The organism is Streptomyces mangrovisoli (assembly GCF_000974985.2).
In the GTDB taxonomy this organism is placed as follows: domain Bacteria; phylum Actinomycetota; class Actinomycetes; order Streptomycetales; family Streptomycetaceae; genus Streptomyces; species Streptomyces mangrovisoli.
Genome location: NZ_LAVA02000071.1, coordinates 25,973 through 41,551 on the forward strand (window position 1 = coordinate 25,973; position 15,579 = coordinate 41,551).

At 71.9% G+C, this 15,579-nt stretch carries 14 protein-coding genes; 12 read left to right on the forward strand and 2 right to left on the reverse strand.

All coding sequences use genetic code 11. The annotated features are described in order from the left end of the window. The first annotated feature begins 219 nt into the window (after positions 1 to 219). The 7 genes from WN71_RS27050 (at position 220) to WN71_RS27080 (ending at position 8,411) form a co-directional block, all read left to right on the forward strand. A complete protein-coding gene (locus WN71_RS27050; RefSeq protein ID WP_046590794.1) occupies positions 220 to 1,536 on the forward strand; it encodes an ABC transporter substrate-binding protein in 1,317 nt (438 codons plus the stop codon). Between the two features lie 5 nt (positions 1,537 to 1,541). Next, positions 1,542 to 2,534: a carbohydrate ABC transporter permease gene (locus WN71_RS27055; RefSeq protein ID WP_046590792.1), complete on the forward strand. Its 993-nt coding sequence runs from the start codon at positions 1,542 to 1,544 to the stop codon at positions 2,532 to 2,534. 70 nt (positions 2,535 to 2,604) lie between these two features. Continuing rightward, the gene (locus tag WN71_RS27060; protein ID WP_046590812.1) at positions 2,605 to 3,444 is read left to right on the forward strand and encodes a carbohydrate ABC transporter permease; all 840 of its coding nucleotides are present in this window, start codon (positions 2,605 to 2,607) and stop codon (positions 3,442 to 3,444) included. 29 nt (positions 3,445 to 3,473) lie between these two features. After that, positions 3,474 to 4,832: a GH1 family beta-glucosidase gene (locus tag WN71_RS27065; RefSeq protein WP_046590790.1), complete on the forward strand. Its 1,359-nt coding sequence runs from the start codon at positions 3,474 to 3,476 to the stop codon at positions 4,830 to 4,832. 229 nt (positions 4,833 to 5,061) lie between these two features. Further along, the gene (locus tag WN71_RS27070; protein WP_046590787.1) at positions 5,062 to 6,942 is read left to right on the forward strand and encodes a discoidin domain-containing protein; all 1,881 of its coding nucleotides are present in this window, start codon (positions 5,062 to 5,064) and stop codon (positions 6,940 to 6,942) included. A gap of 86 nt (positions 6,943 to 7,028) precedes the next feature. After that, positions 7,029 to 7,628, forward strand: coding sequence for a hypothetical protein (locus WN71_RS27075; RefSeq protein ID WP_046590785.1), 600 nt, complete (start codon positions 7,029 to 7,031; stop codon positions 7,626 to 7,628). 39 nt (positions 7,629 to 7,667) lie between these two features. After that, positions 7,668 to 8,411: a YcnI family copper-binding membrane protein gene (locus tag WN71_RS27080; RefSeq protein WP_046590783.1), complete on the forward strand. Its 744-nt coding sequence runs from the start codon at positions 7,668 to 7,670 to the stop codon at positions 8,409 to 8,411. Positions 8,412 to 8,513: 102 nt separating this feature from the next. On the opposite strand, the gene WN71_RS27085 is transcribed toward WN71_RS27080, so the two are convergent. Beyond that, positions 8,514 to 9,299 (reverse strand): CDP-alcohol phosphatidyltransferase family protein, encoded by a 786-nt coding sequence (locus tag WN71_RS27085; protein WP_046590780.1) that lies wholly within the window; start codon positions 9,297 to 9,299, stop codon positions 8,514 to 8,516. Between the two features lie 107 nt (positions 9,300 to 9,406). On the opposite strand from WN71_RS27085, the gene WN71_RS27090 reads away from it, so the two are divergent. From WN71_RS27090 to WN71_RS27110, 5 genes are all read left to right on the forward strand, one after another. Beyond that, a complete protein-coding gene (locus WN71_RS27090) occupies positions 9,407 to 10,447 on the forward strand; it encodes a zinc-dependent alcohol dehydrogenase (RefSeq protein WP_240529781.1) in 1,041 nt (346 codons plus the stop codon). Between the two features lie 175 nt (positions 10,448 to 10,622). Beyond that, on the forward strand, positions 10,623 to 11,021 hold the full coding sequence (locus WN71_RS27095) for a 6-pyruvoyl trahydropterin synthase family protein (RefSeq protein WP_046590778.1): 399 nt from the start codon (positions 10,623 to 10,625) through the stop codon (positions 11,019 to 11,021). Beyond that, on the forward strand, positions 11,018 to 12,199 hold the full coding sequence (locus tag WN71_RS27100; RefSeq protein ID WP_046590775.1) for a glycosyltransferase family 4 protein: 1,182 nt from the start codon (positions 11,018 to 11,020) through the stop codon (positions 12,197 to 12,199). Before WN71_RS27095 ends, WN71_RS27100 begins: the two co-directional genes overlap by 4 nt. Then, positions 12,196 to 13,335 carry a methyltransferase domain-containing protein gene (locus WN71_RS27105; RefSeq protein ID WP_240529782.1) on the forward strand — a complete coding sequence of 380 codons (1,140 nt, stop codon included), beginning with the start codon at positions 12,196 to 12,198 and terminating at the stop codon, positions 13,333 to 13,335. The genes WN71_RS27100 and WN71_RS27105 overlap by 4 nt, the downstream gene beginning before the upstream one ends. Then, positions 13,335 to 14,933 (forward strand): lysylphosphatidylglycerol synthase transmembrane domain-containing protein, encoded by a 1,599-nt coding sequence (locus WN71_RS27110; protein ID WP_079178144.1) that lies wholly within the window; start codon positions 13,335 to 13,337, stop codon positions 14,931 to 14,933. Before WN71_RS27105 ends, WN71_RS27110 begins: the two co-directional genes overlap by 1 nt. Here WN71_RS27110 and WN71_RS40200 read toward each other — a convergent pair. After that, entirely contained in the window at positions 14,819 to 15,565 is a 747-nt protein-coding gene (locus WN71_RS40200) for a creatininase family protein (RefSeq protein WP_046590772.1), read from the reverse strand. The genes WN71_RS27110 and WN71_RS40200 overlap by 115 nt on opposite strands. Positions 15,566 to 15,579 lie beyond the last annotated feature (14 nt).

Consider the following 15,579-nt stretch of genomic DNA (forward strand, 5'->3'; position numbering starts at 1 on the left):
GCACCCGTCCGAGCCCGGCCCCCGGGGTGGGCGTCCGGCGCCCGGTCACCATCCCGTATCCATCGCCGCCAGTCCTGCCGAATCCCTTGACGGAGCTGGCTCCGGAGGTTTAACTCACGTCCTAAATTAAGCCGTGAGGGGCTTCGGGAGCCGAACGCAGGTGTCGGTTGCCGTAGCCGCCCCCGGGTTCACGACTCCCGGAAAGGGACACCAGGAGCCATGCGACGCATCCGAGCCGCTGCCGTCGGCGCCGTCACCCTCTCTCTCGCTCTCGCCGCCACGGCATGCGGGGGCGGTTCGTCGAACAGCGGCGGGTCCAACGACTCGCCGAAGACGCTCACCTACTGGGCTTCGAACCAGGGCGCGAGCATCGCCATCGACAAGAAGGTCCTCCAGCCCGAACTCGACAAGTTCCAGCAGCAGACCGGCATCAAGGTGAAGCTCGAGGTCGTGCCCTGGTCCGACCTGCTGAACCGCATCCTGACCGCGACCACCTCGGGTCAGGGCCCCGACGTGCTCAACATAGGCAACACCTGGAGCGCCTCGCTCCAGGCGACCGGCGCGCTGCTGCCGTGGGACTCCAAGAACTTCGCGAAGATCGGCGGCAAGGACCGCTTCGTCGACTCCGCGCTCGGCTCGACCGGGGCCGAGGGCAAGGACCCCGCCGCCGTCCCGCTGTACTCGATGGCGTACGCCCTCTACTACAACAAGAAGATCTTCGCCGACGCCGGCATCTCCCAGCCCCCGGCCACCTGGGACGAGTTGATCGCCGACGGCAAGAAGATCAAGGCGAAGGGCAAGTCGGTGCTCGGCGCCGAGGGCGCCAACGTCTCCGAGAACATCCACCACGTCTTCGTCTTCGCCAAGCAGCACGGCGCGGACTTCTTCTCCTCCGACGGCAAGCCCAACTTCACCGACCCCAAGGTGGTCGACGCGGTCAAGCAGTACGTCGACCTGATGGCCAAGGACAAGGTCATCCCCACCGGTGACGCCGAGTACGCGCAGAACCAGTCGGTCAGCGACTTCGCCAAGGGCAAGCAGGCCATGCTGCTGTGGCAGTCCGCCGCCGCCAACCTCAAGTCGCAGGGCATGAGCGACAGCGACTACGGCATCGCGCCCGTCCCGGTCCAGTCCGGCACCCCCGGCACCGGCGCCCAGACCAACTCGATGGTCGCGGGCATCAACATCGCCGTCTTCAAGAACAGTCACAACCTCGACGGCGCCACGAAGTTCGTGAAGTTCATGACGAGCGACGACGAGCAGAAGATCCTCAACACCGCGTACACCTCCATCCCGCCGGTCAAGGCCGCGCAGGAGGACGCGCAGTTCAACTCCGCGTCCAACTCGGTGCTGAAGAACACCCTCGCCACCAGCGCGGCCGCGCTGCCGCAGGTGGCCTCGGAGTCGCAGTTCGAGACGGCGGTCGGCACGGCCGTCAAGGACCTGTTCGCCGACGCCGCGGCCGGCCACGCGGTCACCACGGACTCGGTGAAGGCCGCGCTGGAGAAGGCCCAGCAGCAGATGCCGGCGGCCTGAACAAGATGACCACGACCACCGCTCCCACAAAAGAGCCGGTGCGAGGAGCCACCCCCGGTGCGGCGCGCGAACCCCGCCGCCGCACCGGGCGGATCCGCCGCATCGGGCTTCCCTATCTCCTCCTGCTGCCCGCCCTGCTGCTCGAACTCCTGGTCCATCTCATCCCGATGGTCATCGGTGTGGTGATGAGCTTCAAGGAGCTCACGCAGATCTACATCAGCAACTGGAACACCGCGCCCTGGGCCGGCTTCGGCAACTACAAGCTGTCGGTCGACTTCGACGCCCCCGTCGGCGAGGCCCTGCTGCACTCGTTCTACGTCACGGTCGCCTTCACGCTGCTGTCGGTCGGCCTGTGCTGGCTGATCGGCACCGCCGCCGCGATCTTCATGCAGGAGACCTTCGCCGGCCGCGGCCTGCTGCGCGCGCTGTTCCTGATCCCGTACGCCCTGCCGGTCTACGCGGCCGTCATCACCTGGGTGTTCATGTTCCAGCACGACAACGGCCTGGTGAACCACGTGCTGCACGACCAGCTGCACCTCACCGACAAGCGGTCGTTCTGGCTGATCGGCGACAACAGCTTCTACGCGCTGCTCACCGTGTCGGTGTGGAAGGGCTGGCCGTTCGCGTTCCTGATCGTCATGGCGGGCCTCCAGAACATCCCCAAGGAGCTGTACGAGGCCGCCGCGCTGGACGGCGCGGGGATGCTCCAGCAGATCCGCCGCATCACCCTGCCGTCGCTGCGCGCGGTCAACCAGGTGCTGATCCTGGTGCTGTTCCTGTGGACGTTCAACGACTTCAACACGCCCTACGTCCTGTTCGGCAAGGCCGCCCCGGAGTCCGCGGACCTCATCTCGGTCCACATCTACCAGGCGTCCTTCGTCACCTGGAACTTCGGCACCGGCTCCGCCATGTCCGTGCTCCTGCTGCTCTTCCTGCTGGTCGTGACCGGCGTGTACCTGGTGCTCACCTCGCGTGGACGGAGGACGTCCGATGTCTGAGTCCCCCCTCGCGGTGCGGGCCCCCGGGTCCCTGAAGGCGCGAGCCGCCGCCCGGCCCGTCAAGTCGCCGATGGCGCCGCCCACTTCCTTCCTCTGGGCCCGGCGGATCTTCCTCACGCTGCTCACCGGCTTCGTGCTGATCCCGGTGTACGTGATGATCTCCAGCTCGCTGAAGCCGCTCGCGGACGTCACGGGCCAGTTCCGCTGGATACCGAGCGGCCTGACCATCCGGCCGTACATCGACATCTGGTCCACGGTCCCGCTGGCCCGGTACTTCGGCAACTCGCTGATCGTGGCGGGCGCGGCGACCGTCAGCTCGGTGGTGATCGCGGTGTTCGCCGCGTACGCCGTCAGCCGCTACAACTTCCGCGGCAAGCGGGTCTTCACCGTCACCGTGCTGTCCACCCAGATGTTCCCGGGCATCCTGTTCCTGCTGCCGCTGTTCCTCATCTACGTCAACATCGGCCAGGCCACCGGCATCGCGCTGTTCGGCTCCCGCGGCGGCCTCATCCTCACCTACCTCACCTTCTCGCTGCCGTTCTCGATCTGGATGCTGATCGGGTACTTCGACTCGGTGCCGCGCGACCTGGACGAGGCGGCGCTGGTGGACGGCTGCGGGCCGCTCGGCGCGCTGTTCCGGGTGGTCGTGCCGGCCGCGATCCCCGGCATCGTCGCGGTCGCCGTCTACGCCTTCATGACCGCCTGGGGCGAGGTGCTGTTCGCGTCCGTCATGACCAACGACGCCACCCGCACCCTCGCGGTCGGCCTCCAGGGCTACTCCACGCTCAACGACGTGTACTGGAACCAGATCATGGCCGCCTCGCTGGTCGTGAGCGTCCCGGTGGTCGCGGGCTTCCTGCTGCTCCAGCGCTATCTCGTCGCGGGGCTCACGGCGGGTGCCGTCAAGTGACCGACTCCTCCACATCCGAAGGGAATTCCGTGACCATCGACCTCGCCGCCCTCCCGCAGGACTTCCTCTGGGGCACGGCCACCTCGGCGTACCAGATCGAGGGAGCGGTCGCCGAGGACGGCCGTTCCCCCTCGATCTGGGACACCTTCTCGCGCACGCCGGGGGCCATCGACAACGGAGACATGGGGGACGTCGCCTGCGACCACTACCACCGCTGGCGCGAGGACATCGACCTCATGCGCCAACTCGGCACCAACGCCTACCGGTTGTCGATCGCCTGGCCGCGCGTGGTGCCCGGCGGCGACGGCCCGGTCAACGCCAAGGGCCTCGCGTTCTACGACGAGTTGATCGACGGCCTGCTGGCCGCGGGCATCACCCCGTCCGTCACCCTGTACCACTGGGACCTCCCGCAGGTGCTCCAGGACCGCGGCGGCTGGCCCGAGCGCGAGACCGCCGAGCACTTCGCCGCGTACGCCTCGATCGTGGCCGAGCGCCTCGGCGACCGGGTCCGCCACTGGACCACCCTCAACGAGCCGTCCTGCTCCGCCTGGATCGGGCACCTCGAAGGCAAGATGGCGCCGGGTCTCACCGACCTGACGGCCGCCGTGCGCGCCTCCTACCACCTGCTGCTCGGCCACGGCCTTGCCGCGCAGGCGATCCGCGCCGCCGCCCCCGACGCCGAGATCGGCATCGTCAACAACCTCTCCACCGTGCACGCGGCCACCGACCGCCCGGAGGACGAGGCAGCCGCCCGCCGCCACGACGGACACGTCAACCGCTGGTGGCTCGACCCGGTCCACGGCCGCGGCTTCCCCGCCGACATGCAGGAGGTGTACGGCGTCGAACTCCCCGAGCGCCCCGGGGACCTGGAGACCATCGCGGCGCCGCTGGACTGGCTGGGCCTGAACTACTACTTCCCGGCCGCCATCGCCGACGACCCCAACGGGCCCGCGCCACGCGCCCGTTCCGTGCGGCGCCTCGGCGTGCCGCGCACCGGCATGGACTGGGAGATCGACGCGAACGGCATCGAGACCCTGCTGCTGCGCCTCACCCACGACTACGGCGCGCGCAAGCTGTACGTCACGGAGAACGGCTCCGCCTACCCCGACGTCGTACGCCCCGACGGCACGGTCGACGACCCGGAGCGTCAGGACTACCTGGTCCAGCACCTGGCCGCGTGCGCCTCGGCGGCCCGCAAGGGTGCCCCGCTGGCGGGCTACTTCGCCTGGTCGCTGCTGGACAACTTCGAGTGGGCGTACGGCTACGACAAGCGCTTCGGCCTGGTCCACGTCGACTACCGCACCCAGCGCCGCACCATCAAGGGCAGCGGCCACCGGTACGCGGAGATCGTCCGCGGGCACCGGGGCGTGCGCCGACGCGCCGCCTGAGACCGGCGGGTCGGGGCGACGCGCGGCGCCGCCCCGACCCACCGCCGGACGGCGGAACCGCCGGATCGCGAGAACCGCCGGATCGCCAAGACCGCCGGACAGCAAAAACCGCCGTACAGCAATAACCGCCAGACCGGCCGGCGGACGCGGGTGCGGGAACCTCGCGCCCGCCGGCCCTCCATGAATGTCATGCACCTGCCATTCACTCATCACCGACCGGGAGAGCCGCATGTCATCGAGACCGACCCGCACCGTCCTCGCCGCGTTAGCCACGACGGCCCTGCTGCTGACCGCACCGGCCCTGGTGGCCCCCGCCTCCGCCGCGACGGCGGCCGCGGCCGCCACCTGGGACACCGACCGGGCGGCCGGCGCCTACGCCGCGAACCCCGCCGCCGTCACCGCCTCCGGCAGCGAGAACGGCGGCACCACCCCCGGCCTCGCCTTCGACGGCGCCGGCTCCACCCGCTGGTCCAGCAACTTCGCCGACGACGCGTGGATCTCGATCGACCTCGGCACCACGATCCGCGTCGACAGCGTCACCCTCGACTGGGAGGCGGCGTACGGCAAGAAGTACGCCCTTGAGGTCTCCAAGAACGGCACCGACTGGACGCCCTTCTACACGGAGACGGCCGGTACCGGCGGCTCGGTCACCGCGCACACCTACCCGCAGGAGGTCGTGGGCCGCTACGTCCGCCTGCGCGGCATCCAGCGCGCCACGCAGTGGGGCTACTCCCTGTACTCCTTCAAGATCTACGGCGGCGAACCGGCCCCGGCGTCCACCACCCGCGCCAACCTCGCCCTGAACCACCCGGCGTTCAGCAACTACTACCAGGACGCGGGCAGTTCCCCCTCGTACGTCACCGACGGCGGCTGGCCGGCCGACCTCAAGGGCGGCAGCACCCGCTGGGCCAGCGACTGGAACACCGACCGCTGGGTCTCGGTCGACCTCGGCGCGAGCTCCACCATCTCCTCGGTCGACCTGTACTGGGAGTCGGCGTACGCGGTCGACTACCAGCTCCAGGTCTCCGACGACAACCGCACCTGGCGCACGGTCTACGAGCCCTCGGCCGCCGAGATCTCCACCCGCCGCGCGAACGTCAAGGCGCCCGGCGACGCGACGGGCCTGCACGACACCGTCACCCTCTCCTCGCCCGCCACCGGCCGCTACATCCGCATGCTGGGCAAGGAGCGCCGAAGCTTCTACAACCCGGCGCCCTACACGGCCCAGTTCGGCTACTCGCTCTACGAGTTCCAGGTCTGGGGCACCGGCGGCAGCGCGTCGGCGGCCTACCCGGCGCTGCCCGCCGACCAGAGCGGCAGCTACCGCACCACGTTCTTCGACGACTTCACCGGCGCCTCTCTCGACCGCTCCAAGTGGCGTGTGGTGCGCACCGGAACGGAGATGGGCTCCGTCAACGGCGAGTCCCAGGCGTACGTGGACTCCCCGGACAACATCTCCGTGCGCGACAACGAGTTGATCCTCCACGCCAAGTACTGCAAGGGCTGCACCCAGGCCGGCGGCGGCACCTACGACTTCACCTCGGGCCGCATCGACACCAACACCCACTTCGACTTCACGTACGGCAAGGTCAGCGCCCGCATGAAGCTCCCGGTCGGCGACGGCTTCTGGCCCGCCTTCTGGCTGCTGGGCAGCAATGTCGACGACCCGTCCGTCTCCTGGCCCGCCTCCGGCGAGACCGACATCATGGAGAACATCGGCTACCCCGACTGGACCAGCACCGCCCTGCACGGCCCCGGCTACTCCGCCGACGGCAACATCGGCGCCCGCCAGACCTACCCGGGCGGCGGCACGGCCGACCGGTGGCACACCTACGCGGTCGAGTGGACCCCGACCTCGATCCGCTTCTACGTCGACGACGCCCTGGTCCAGGAGACGACCCGCACCGTCCTCGAATCCACCCGCGGCCAGTGGGTCTACGACCACAACGAGTACGTCATCCTGAACCTCGCCCTGGGCGGCGCCTACCCCGCCGGCTGGAACAAGGCCACGACCCCGTACTGGGGCCTGCCCCAGTCCAGCGTCGACAAGATCGCGGCCGGGGGAGTGCAGGCCGAGGTGGACTGGGTCCGCGTCGAACAGAAGGGCTGACCGCGGCACCCTCGGCCCGGGCCACATCGCGGTGAACCTACGGGCGAGCGCACGCGTATCTCATCTGCGTGGCAGGATCCCTCACCATGAGTGCGTCGGCGGCGGTACGGAGCCTGCGGGCCGTGGTGTTCGCCGCGGTGTGCGTGCTGCTCGCTGCCGCCGGGCACGGGCTGGCCATGGGGCACATGCCGTCGCCCCGGGTCGACGCCCTGGCCTTCGCCGCCGTGTTCGGGCTCGGGTGGGTGCTCGGCGGGCGCGAGCGGTCGCTGACCGGGATCACCGGCGCCATGCTCGTCACCCAGGGGGTCCTGCACTTCGCCTTCGGGCTCGGTCACGGGGCCGGTGGCTCCGTGACGGACATGGGGTCCATGGCGTCCATGCCGGGCATGGACATGGGGAGCGCGCAGTCGCACGCCCTCACCGGGCACGCCACCCTCGCCCACCTGTGCGCCGCCCTGCTCGCCGCCTGGTGGCTGCGGCGGGGCGAGGCCGCGCTCTTCTCCCTGCTGCGGCGGACCGCCGGGTTCGTGCCCGGCCTGGTGGCCTGGTGGCGGGACGCGCCCCTCGTCCTGCCGGGCGCCCGCATCACGCGGGTTCCGGACGCGCCCGACGCGCCTCCGCTGCGGCCGCTGCGGCACGCCGTGCACCGGAGGGGGCCTCCGGCCGGGTTCGCGTTCTCGATCTGACCCGACCGAACCCACTCCCGTACGGAGATCTCCTCAGTCATGTCCGCACACCGTTCCCCCCTGCGCCGCGCCGGCACCGTGACCGCTCTCGCCGCCGTCGGCCTGTTCGCCGCCGCCGGTGTCGCCTCCGCGCATGTCACCGTCCACCCCGAGAGCTACGCCAAGGGTGCCACCGACGGCCAGCTGACCTTCCGCGTGCCGAACGAGGAGGACAGCGCCGCCACCACCAAGGTGCAGGTCTTCCTGCCCACCGACCACCCGGTCCTCGGCGTGCTCGTCTCGCCGCACGACGGCTGGACCCCCAAGGTCACCACCACCAAGCTGAAGACGCCCGTCAAGACCGACGACGGCACCATCACCGAGGCCGTATCCGAGATCACCTGGACCGGCGGCAAGATCGGGGCCGGGCAGTACGAGGACTTCGACGTCGCCTTCGGGCAGCTGCCCGACGACACCGACCAGCTGACCTTCAAGGCCCTGCAGACCTACTCCGACGGCAAGACCGTCCGCTGGATCGAGCAGGCGCAGAGCGGGGACGACGAGCCCGAGAACCCGGCCCCGGTCGTCAAGCTCACGGCCAAGGGCGCCGGGGGCAGCGAGAGCGGCGAGCAGTCCCCGGCCGCCTCCACCGCCACCGCGTCGGCCGCCAAGAGCTCCGCCTCCGGTGACTCCGCAAGCGACTCCACCGCCCGCGGGCTCGGCATCGCGGGGCTGGTCGTGGGAGTCCTCGGGCTCGCGGCCGCGGCCTTCGCGCTGGTTCGGGCGCGCTCCGCGCGGTCGTAGCAGCCGGACAGTGCGGGTCCGTCGTGGTTGATCGCGCAGTTCCCCGCGCCCCTCAGGGCCGCGGGGAACTGCGCGACAAGCCCCTACCGGGCCATCACCCGGTCAGGAGTGCGTCAGCTCCAGCTCGCGTACGGGGCGGCTGTCCTCCCGGACGGGCTCGGCCTCGGCGACCGGAGCCGAGCCGTGCCGCCACAGCCACAGCACGTCCCGGCCGAACGACCACACCAGCGACCCCAGCGCCGCCAGCACCACCGCCAGGTTCGCCGCCTGCGGCAGCAGCTGCGCGCCGGCCAGGAGCAGGCAGATGCCCTGGAGGGCGGCGACCGTCTTGCGGGCCATGCTGTGCGGGAGTTCGCCGTTCAGCCACGGCCAGACGCGGGCGGCGGCGACGAAGACGTAGCGCATGGTGCCGATCAGCAGCACCCACGGGCCGAGCTGCGTCGACACGTACACGCTGAGCACCAGGATCAGGAACGCGTCGACCTCCATGTCGAAACGCGCGCCGAGCGCCGTGGACGTGCCGGTGGCGCGGGCGACCTTGCCGTCGACGCCGTCGAGGATGAGCGCCACGGCCGTCAGGCCGACCAGCAGCGACACCGGGGGCGAGCTCTCGAAGGAGTCCGCGACCAGCGCCGTCACACCGCCCACGAGGGTCGCCCGGCCGAGGGTGACCCGGTTCGCCGGGCCGAATGAGCGCGGCCGGGTGCGGTGCAGGGCCCGGGAGAGCACCGCCCAGGTGGCGACGGCGAAGACCAGGCCGGTCACCCAGCCCGCGGGGCCCATGCCGATCGCCGAGCCGAGCAGGGCCAGCAACAGGATCTGTACGCCCGCTCCCACAGCGGTCTCCTGCTGGACCGGCCTTGCGTCGTAAGTGTTGTTCAGGACCACCGCACGTCCTCCGGCCGAGTGACAGAGTCGATCAACGCCGCGTACTGTGCGCGGCCTGTGCACTTCTCGGTACGTGCACCACTTCCCGAACGTTCAGGAGGATGCCGATGAACCGCTCCGCGCGTGCCTTCTGGCTCCGCTCGCCCGGCCACGGCGAGGTCCGTGACACCGCCCTGCCCGAGCCCGAGGAGGGCGAGGTCGTGGTGCGTTCGCTGTACTCCGGTGTCTCGCGGGGCACGGAGACCCTCGTGTTCCGCGGCGGCGTACCGGAGAACCAGCACGCGGCGATGCGGGCACCGTTCCAGGAGGGCGACTTCCCCGGACCGGTGAAGTACGGCTACCTCAGCGTCGGTGTGGTCGAGGAAGGGCCCGACTCCCTCCTCGGGCGTACGGTGTTCTGCCTGTACCCGCATCAGACGCGGTACGTCGTCCCCGTGAGCGCCGTGACCGTGGTGCCCGACTCCGTGCCTGCCGCGCGCGCCGTGCTCGCCGGGACCGTGGAGACCGCCGTCAACGCCCTCTGGGACGCGGCCCCCATGATCGGCGACCGGATCGCCGTCGTCGGCGGCGGCATGGTCGGCTGCTCGGTGGCCGCCCTGCTCGCCCGCTTCCCCGGCGTACGGCTGCAACTCGTCGACGCCGACCCCGCGCGCGCCAAGACCGCCGAGGCCCTCGGCGTCGGCTTTGCCGCGCCCGGCGACGCGCTCGGCGACTGCGACCTCGTCGTGCACGCCAGCGCCACCGAGCAGGGTCTCGCCCGCTCCCTCGAACTGCTGGCCCCGGAGGGTACGGTCGTCGAACTCAGCTGGTACGGCGACCGGACGGTCAGCCTTCCGCTCGGCGAGGCGTTCCACTCCCGCCGGCTCACCCTGCGCAGCAGCCAGGTCGGCACCGTCTCCCCGCGGCGCGCCTCCCGCTCCTACGCCGACCGGCTCGCCCTCGCCCTCGACCTGCTCGCCGATCCGGCGCTCGACGCCCTGATCACCGGGGAGAGCGCCTTCGACGAACTGCCCGACGTGATGCCCGAGCTGGCCTCCGGCAGGATCCCCGCGCTGTGTCATCTGGTCCGCTATCCGGACCCTGGTCCGGACCTCGTTCCGGACGCCGGTTCGGAAGCCGGTTCAGGCCCGTGTTCGGACCCCGCCTGACGGAATCGTTGACTCCGATTCGGTCCGGTAGTTCATTCCGGTACGGCTTGCGCGCCTGACCTGAGAAAAGAGTGTGAGCCGACTGAACGCGGGGGAGCGAAGAGCCGTACTACACGGCATCCACCGGAAGTAATCCACCGGTGGGCCAGACGCGCCGCACCTGGAGGGTCGTCCGTTGTTCAGTGTCACCGTCCGCGATCACATCATGATCGCCCACAGCTTCCGCGGCGAGGTCTTCGGACCTGCGCAGCGCCTGCACGGAGCCACGTTCCTCGTCGACGCCACATTCCGGCGGGAGCAGCTGGACGACGACAACATCGTCGTCGACATCGGACTCGCCACCCAGGAACTCGGTTCCGTGGCAGCCGAGTTGAACTACCAAAACCTCGACGACGTGCCCGAGTTCGCCGGGATCAACACCTCGACCGAGTTCCTCGCCAAGGTGATCGCGGACCGGCTCGCCGAGGCGATCCACAAGGGCGCCCTCGGCGAGGGCGCCAAGGGCATCGCGGGGATCTCCGTCACCCTGCACGAGTCGCATGTCGCCTGGGCGAGTTACGAGCGTGCGCTGTGACGGACACGACCCTGGACCCGGCCCGGCTCACCTACGTGCCCGCGCAACCGAACGCCCGCAAGAACGGCGATCTGCTCCCCATGTCCCTGCGCACCGTGTACTTCGTCATGCCGGGCGGGGTCGACGACCCGTCCGCGCCGAGCGGCGGCAACGCCTACGACCGGCGCGTCTGTCTGGACCTGCCCGGCTTCGGCTGGCAGGTCGACAAGCTCGCCGTCGCCGGTGACTGGCCCCGGCCCAAGGAGGCGGACCGCGCCGAACTCGCGCGCACTCTGGGCGCGTTGCCCGACGGCGCCGTCGTACTGATGGACGGGATCGTCGCCTGCGGCGTCCCCGAGATCGTGGTCCCCGAGGCCGAACGGCTGCGCCTCGCCGTCCTGGTCCACCTGCCGCTCGGCGACGAGCGGGGCCTCGACCCCGCGACCGCCGCCGACCTCGACGCCCGGGAACGCGCCGTGCTGCGCGCCGTCCCCGCCGTCATCGCGACCAGCGACTGGGCGGTCCGCCGCCTGGTCTCGCACCACGGACTCGCCCCCGAGCGGGTGCACGCCGCGACCCCCGGCGCCGACATCGCGCCGCTCGCGGTGGGCACCGACGGTGTCTCCCGGCTGCTGTGCGTGGCCTCGCTGACACCGCGCAAGGGTCAGCACCGGCTGATCGAGGCGCTCGCCACGGCGACCGACCTGCCGTGGAGCTGCGTCCTCGTCGGCGGTCTCGGACAGGACCCGGAGTACGTCGCCCATCTGCGGTCCCTCATCGCCAAGTACGGCATCGGGGACCGGATCACCCTCGCCGGACCGCAGGCCGGCGCCCGGCTCGACGCCACCTACGCGGCCGCCGACCTGATGGTGCTGATGTCGTACGCGGAGACCTACGGCATGGCCGTGACCGAGGCGCTGGCCCGCGGCATCCCGGTGCTGGCCACCGATGTCGGCGGGCTGCCGGAGGCGCTCGGCCGCGCCCCCGACGGCGGGGTGCCCGGCATCCTCGTCCCGCCGGAGGACCCGGCCGCGCTCGCTGTCGAGTTGCGCGCCTGGTTCGGCGAGGCCGACGTGCGGCGCCGGCTGAAGGCGGCCGCCCGCGGGCGGCGGGCCGCCCTGGACGGCTGGGCCACCACGGCCCGCAGCCTGGCCGGCGTCCTGGGCCGGCTCCCCAGCGAGCCCAGGAGGGCGGCATGAGCGGAACCACGGCTTCCAAGCCTGCTTCTGATACGGCGTCCCCGGCGCCCGGCGCCACGGCCGGCGGCCGCCAGGGCAAGGTCCCGGTCCAGCCGGGGCCGCGCGAGGCGAAGGACGGGGAGGTGGGCGCCGTGACCGGCGAGACCACGGGCGGGACGGCCCGATCGGCCACGGCGGCCGCGGCAGCCGGTACGGCTTCGGGCGCGGCCGGCGGGCCCGCGGACGACGGTGCGGTCATCGCCGGGGCCGGCCCCGTCCGGGCGGCCGAGCGGGCCACCCTGCGGCTGCGCGACACCGACCCCGAGGAGCCGCCCCGCTACGCGCCCGAGTGGCTCGCGCTGCGGGAGGAGGCCGACGCCTTCGCCCGCGCCGCCGACCTGCTCGACCCGCTGCGCATCCGGCTCGCCAACCTGCCCGGCCGCGCGCACGGGACCGTCATCCACGACCTGGGCTGCGGCACCGGCTCCATGGGCCGCTGGCTGGCCCCGCGGCTGGACGGCGCCCAGCACTGGGTCCTGCACGACCGCGACCCCTACCTGCTGCACTTCGCGGCCGTGGCCTCGCCCCGCGCGGCCGCCGACGGCAGCCGGGTCACCGTGGAGACCCGGCGCGGCGACGTCGCCCGGCTCACCCCGGACGCGCTCGTGGGCGCCACCCTCGTGACCGCCTCCGCCCTCCTCGACGTGCTGACCCGCGAGGAGGTCGAGGCGCTCGCCGAGGCCTGTGCCGGGGCGAGCTGCCCGGCCCTGCTGACGCTGTCGGTCGCGGGCCGGGTCGAGCTCGAACCGGCGCACCCGCTGGACACCGAGATCGTCGAGGCGTTCAACGCCCACCAGCGGCGGGACGGACTGCTCGGCCCGGACGCGGTCGACGTCGCCTGCGAGGCGTTCGGGGAACGCGGCGCCACCGTCATCGTGCACCCGAGCGCCTGGCGGCTCGGCCCGGAGCAGGCCGAGCTCACCGCGCAGTGGCTGCGCGGCTGGGTCGGCGCGGCCGTCGAGGAGAGCCCCGAGCTCGCGGAACGCGCCGAGGCCTATCTGGCCGAGCGCCTCGCGGCCTGCGCGGCCGGCGAGCTGCGGGTCGTCGTGCACCACAACGACCTGCTGGCGCTGGCCCGGCCGACGGACGGTGCCTGATGAGCGTGCAGACGGTGGGTGCGGCCGGTCCGCTCGCCCGCATACGCGAGGGGTACGGCGGCGCGCGCGGGAAGGCTCAGGGCGCGCGGGTCACCGTCACCCTCGAGAAGCAGGCCGGCGACGACGCGCAGACGACCACCGGGCGCGAGGCGATAGCCGCCGGGCGTGAGGCCAAGGCCGCGGGGCATGAGGCCAAGGCCGCCGGGCGTGAGACGAAGGCCGCCGGCCATGACGCCAAGCCCGCCGCGCGGGAGGCCGAGGCCGCCGGGCGTGAGGTCAAGCCCGTCGGGCATGGCGTGAAGGATCTGGCCGTCGGGGGAGCCGTCGCCCGGGAAGCCGTCGCCCGGGAGGCGGAGCACAGCGTCGCCCGGGAGGTGCAGCCCGCCCCGAGGGAGACCCGGGCCGCCGCCGTCGCCCCCGACGCCTCCACCCCGCGGCGCGGCAGCGCAGCCGCCCGCGCCCTGCGCACCCACTTCGGCACCGTCGCCGGAGTCGCCATCCTCGGCCTGCTGCTGTGGCGGCTCGGCACCGGCGTCTTCCTGGACGGGCTGCGCCGCATCGACGGCCCGACGCTGGCCGTGGCGCTGATCGTCGGCGCCGTCACCACCGTCTTCAGCGCCTGGCGCTGGCAGTTGGTGGCCCGCGGGCTGAACATCCGGCTGCCCCTCGGAGCCGCCACCGCCGACTACTACCGCGCGCTGTTCCTCAACGCGGCCCTGCCCGGCGGGGTCCTCGGCGACGTGCACCGCGCGGTCCGGCACGGGCAGAGCGCGGGCGACGTCGGGCGCGGCGTGCGCGCCGTGGTCCTGGAGCGGGCCGCCGGCCAGATCGCCCTGACCGTCACCGGCGTCACGGTCCTGCTGACCGTGCCCTCCCCGGTCCTCGTCGAGGCCCGCAACGTCGCCCCGCTGGCGCTCTTCGCCGCCGTGGGCGCGTTCGCCGTGGTCACGGCCGTACGGATGAACCGGGCTCCGTCCACCCGCGGCCGGGTGCTGCGCAGGACGCTCGCCGAGGCGCGCGAGTGCCTGTTCTCCCGCCGCAACGGGCCCGGTGTCGCCCTGTCCTCGGCCGTCGTCCTCGCCGGCCACATCGCGATGTTCGTGGTCGCCGCCCGGGTCGTCGGGGTCGACGCCTCCGCGCTGGTGCTGCTGCCGCTCGCGATCCTCGCGCTGGTGGCCATGGGCATCCCGCTGAACATCGGCGGCTTCGGCCCCCGGGAGGGCGCCACCGCCTGGGCGTTCGCCGCCGCCGGGCTCGGCGAGGGCGACGGGCTGTCCGTCGCGGTGGTCTACGGCGTGCTCAGCTTCGCCGCCAGCCTGCCCGGAGCCCTCGTCCTGATCGCCCGCTGGTACACCGGCCTGCGCGAGCGGGCGCAGGCGCCGGAGGCGGCGGACGCGGCGGCCGGACCCGCCGATACCGCGCGGAATTCGGGGAATTCGAAGGCGGAGGTCTCCGGGTCCGCCGCGGCGGACCCGGAGGCGGCTCAGGTCAGCAACTCGACATACGCGCCGAAGGATTCCGCGAGGCTCGCCAGCAAAGCCTTCCCCTTTTCCGCCGAACCCAGGGAAGGACGGCCGATGACACCCGATTCGGTATAGGCGGACATTCCGACGGTGAGCAGATGCCGGCGGTCGTCCGCGGTGAAATCGGCGGACTCGTTGCCGGGCCGGACCAGTTCGGGATGAGCGTGCAGCAGAATGGAGGTCTCGATTTCCCCCGCGTGCATGTCGGTGAGGAGCGAGGTCACCACCCCCGCCCGCTCCCGCGCCGTCTCCCAGTCCTCCGCGGCCGGGAACAGCGCCATCCGCTCACCGCGCGCGGAGGACTCCTGAACCACGTTGCCCAGCACGTAGTTGCCGCCGTGCCCGTTGACCACCACCAGGGCGTCGACGCCCGAGCGGCGCAGCGAGTCCGCGATGTCCCTGACCACCGCGTGAAGAGTCACGGAGGAGATGCTGACGGTCCCCGGCCACGCCGCATGTTCGTGCGAGCAGGCGATCGTCACGGGAGGAAGGAGGTGCACCGGGTGCGCAGCGGCGATCTCCCGGGCGATGGCACAGGCGACGAGCGTGTCGGTCGCCAGCGGAAGAAACGGACCGTGCTGTTCGAAGCTCCCGACCGGAAGGACGGCGACCTGTGTTGAAACGCCCGCCCCCCGCGTCCGTACGTCTTCCGTAGTGTCCGCCGGCAACAGACCGTATGCTGCCGAACCCGCGCCCGAACCAACCATTTCTTCACGGCCTT

Excerpts from the sequence above, each read along its gene's own strand:
- WN71_RS27050 (WP_046590794.1), top strand. The coding sequence starts at position 220 with ATGCGACGCATCCGAGCCGCTGCCGTCGGCGCCGTCACCCTCTCTCTC.
- WN71_RS27055 (WP_046590792.1), top strand. The coding sequence starts at position 1,542 with ATGACCACGACCACCGCTCCCACAAAAGAGCCGGTGCGAGGAGCCACC.
- WN71_RS27060 (WP_046590812.1), top strand. The coding sequence starts at position 2,605 with ATGGCGCCGCCCACTTCCTTCCTCTGGGCCCGGCGGATCTTCCTCACG.
- WN71_RS27070 (WP_046590787.1), top strand. The coding sequence starts at position 5,062 with ATGTCATCGAGACCGACCCGCACCGTCCTCGCCGCGTTAGCCACGACG.
- WN71_RS27075 (WP_046590785.1), top strand. The coding sequence starts at position 7,029 with ATGAGTGCGTCGGCGGCGGTACGGAGCCTGCGGGCCGTGGTGTTCGCC.
- WN71_RS27080 (WP_046590783.1), top strand. The coding sequence starts at position 7,668 with ATGTCCGCACACCGTTCCCCCCTGCGCCGCGCCGGCACCGTGACCGCT.
- WN71_RS27090 (WP_240529781.1), top strand. The coding sequence starts at position 9,407 with ATGAACCGCTCCGCGCGTGCCTTCTGGCTCCGCTCGCCCGGCCACGGC.
- WN71_RS27105 (WP_240529782.1), top strand. The coding sequence starts at position 12,196 with ATGAGCGGAACCACGGCTTCCAAGCCTGCTTCTGATACGGCGTCCCCG.
- WN71_RS27110 (WP_079178144.1), top strand. The coding sequence starts at position 13,335 with ATGAGCGTGCAGACGGTGGGTGCGGCCGGTCCGCTCGCCCGCATACGC.
- WN71_RS40200 (WP_046590772.1), bottom strand. The coding sequence starts at position 15,565 with ATGGTTGGTTCGGGCGCGGGTTCGGCAGCATACGGTCTGTTGCCGGCG.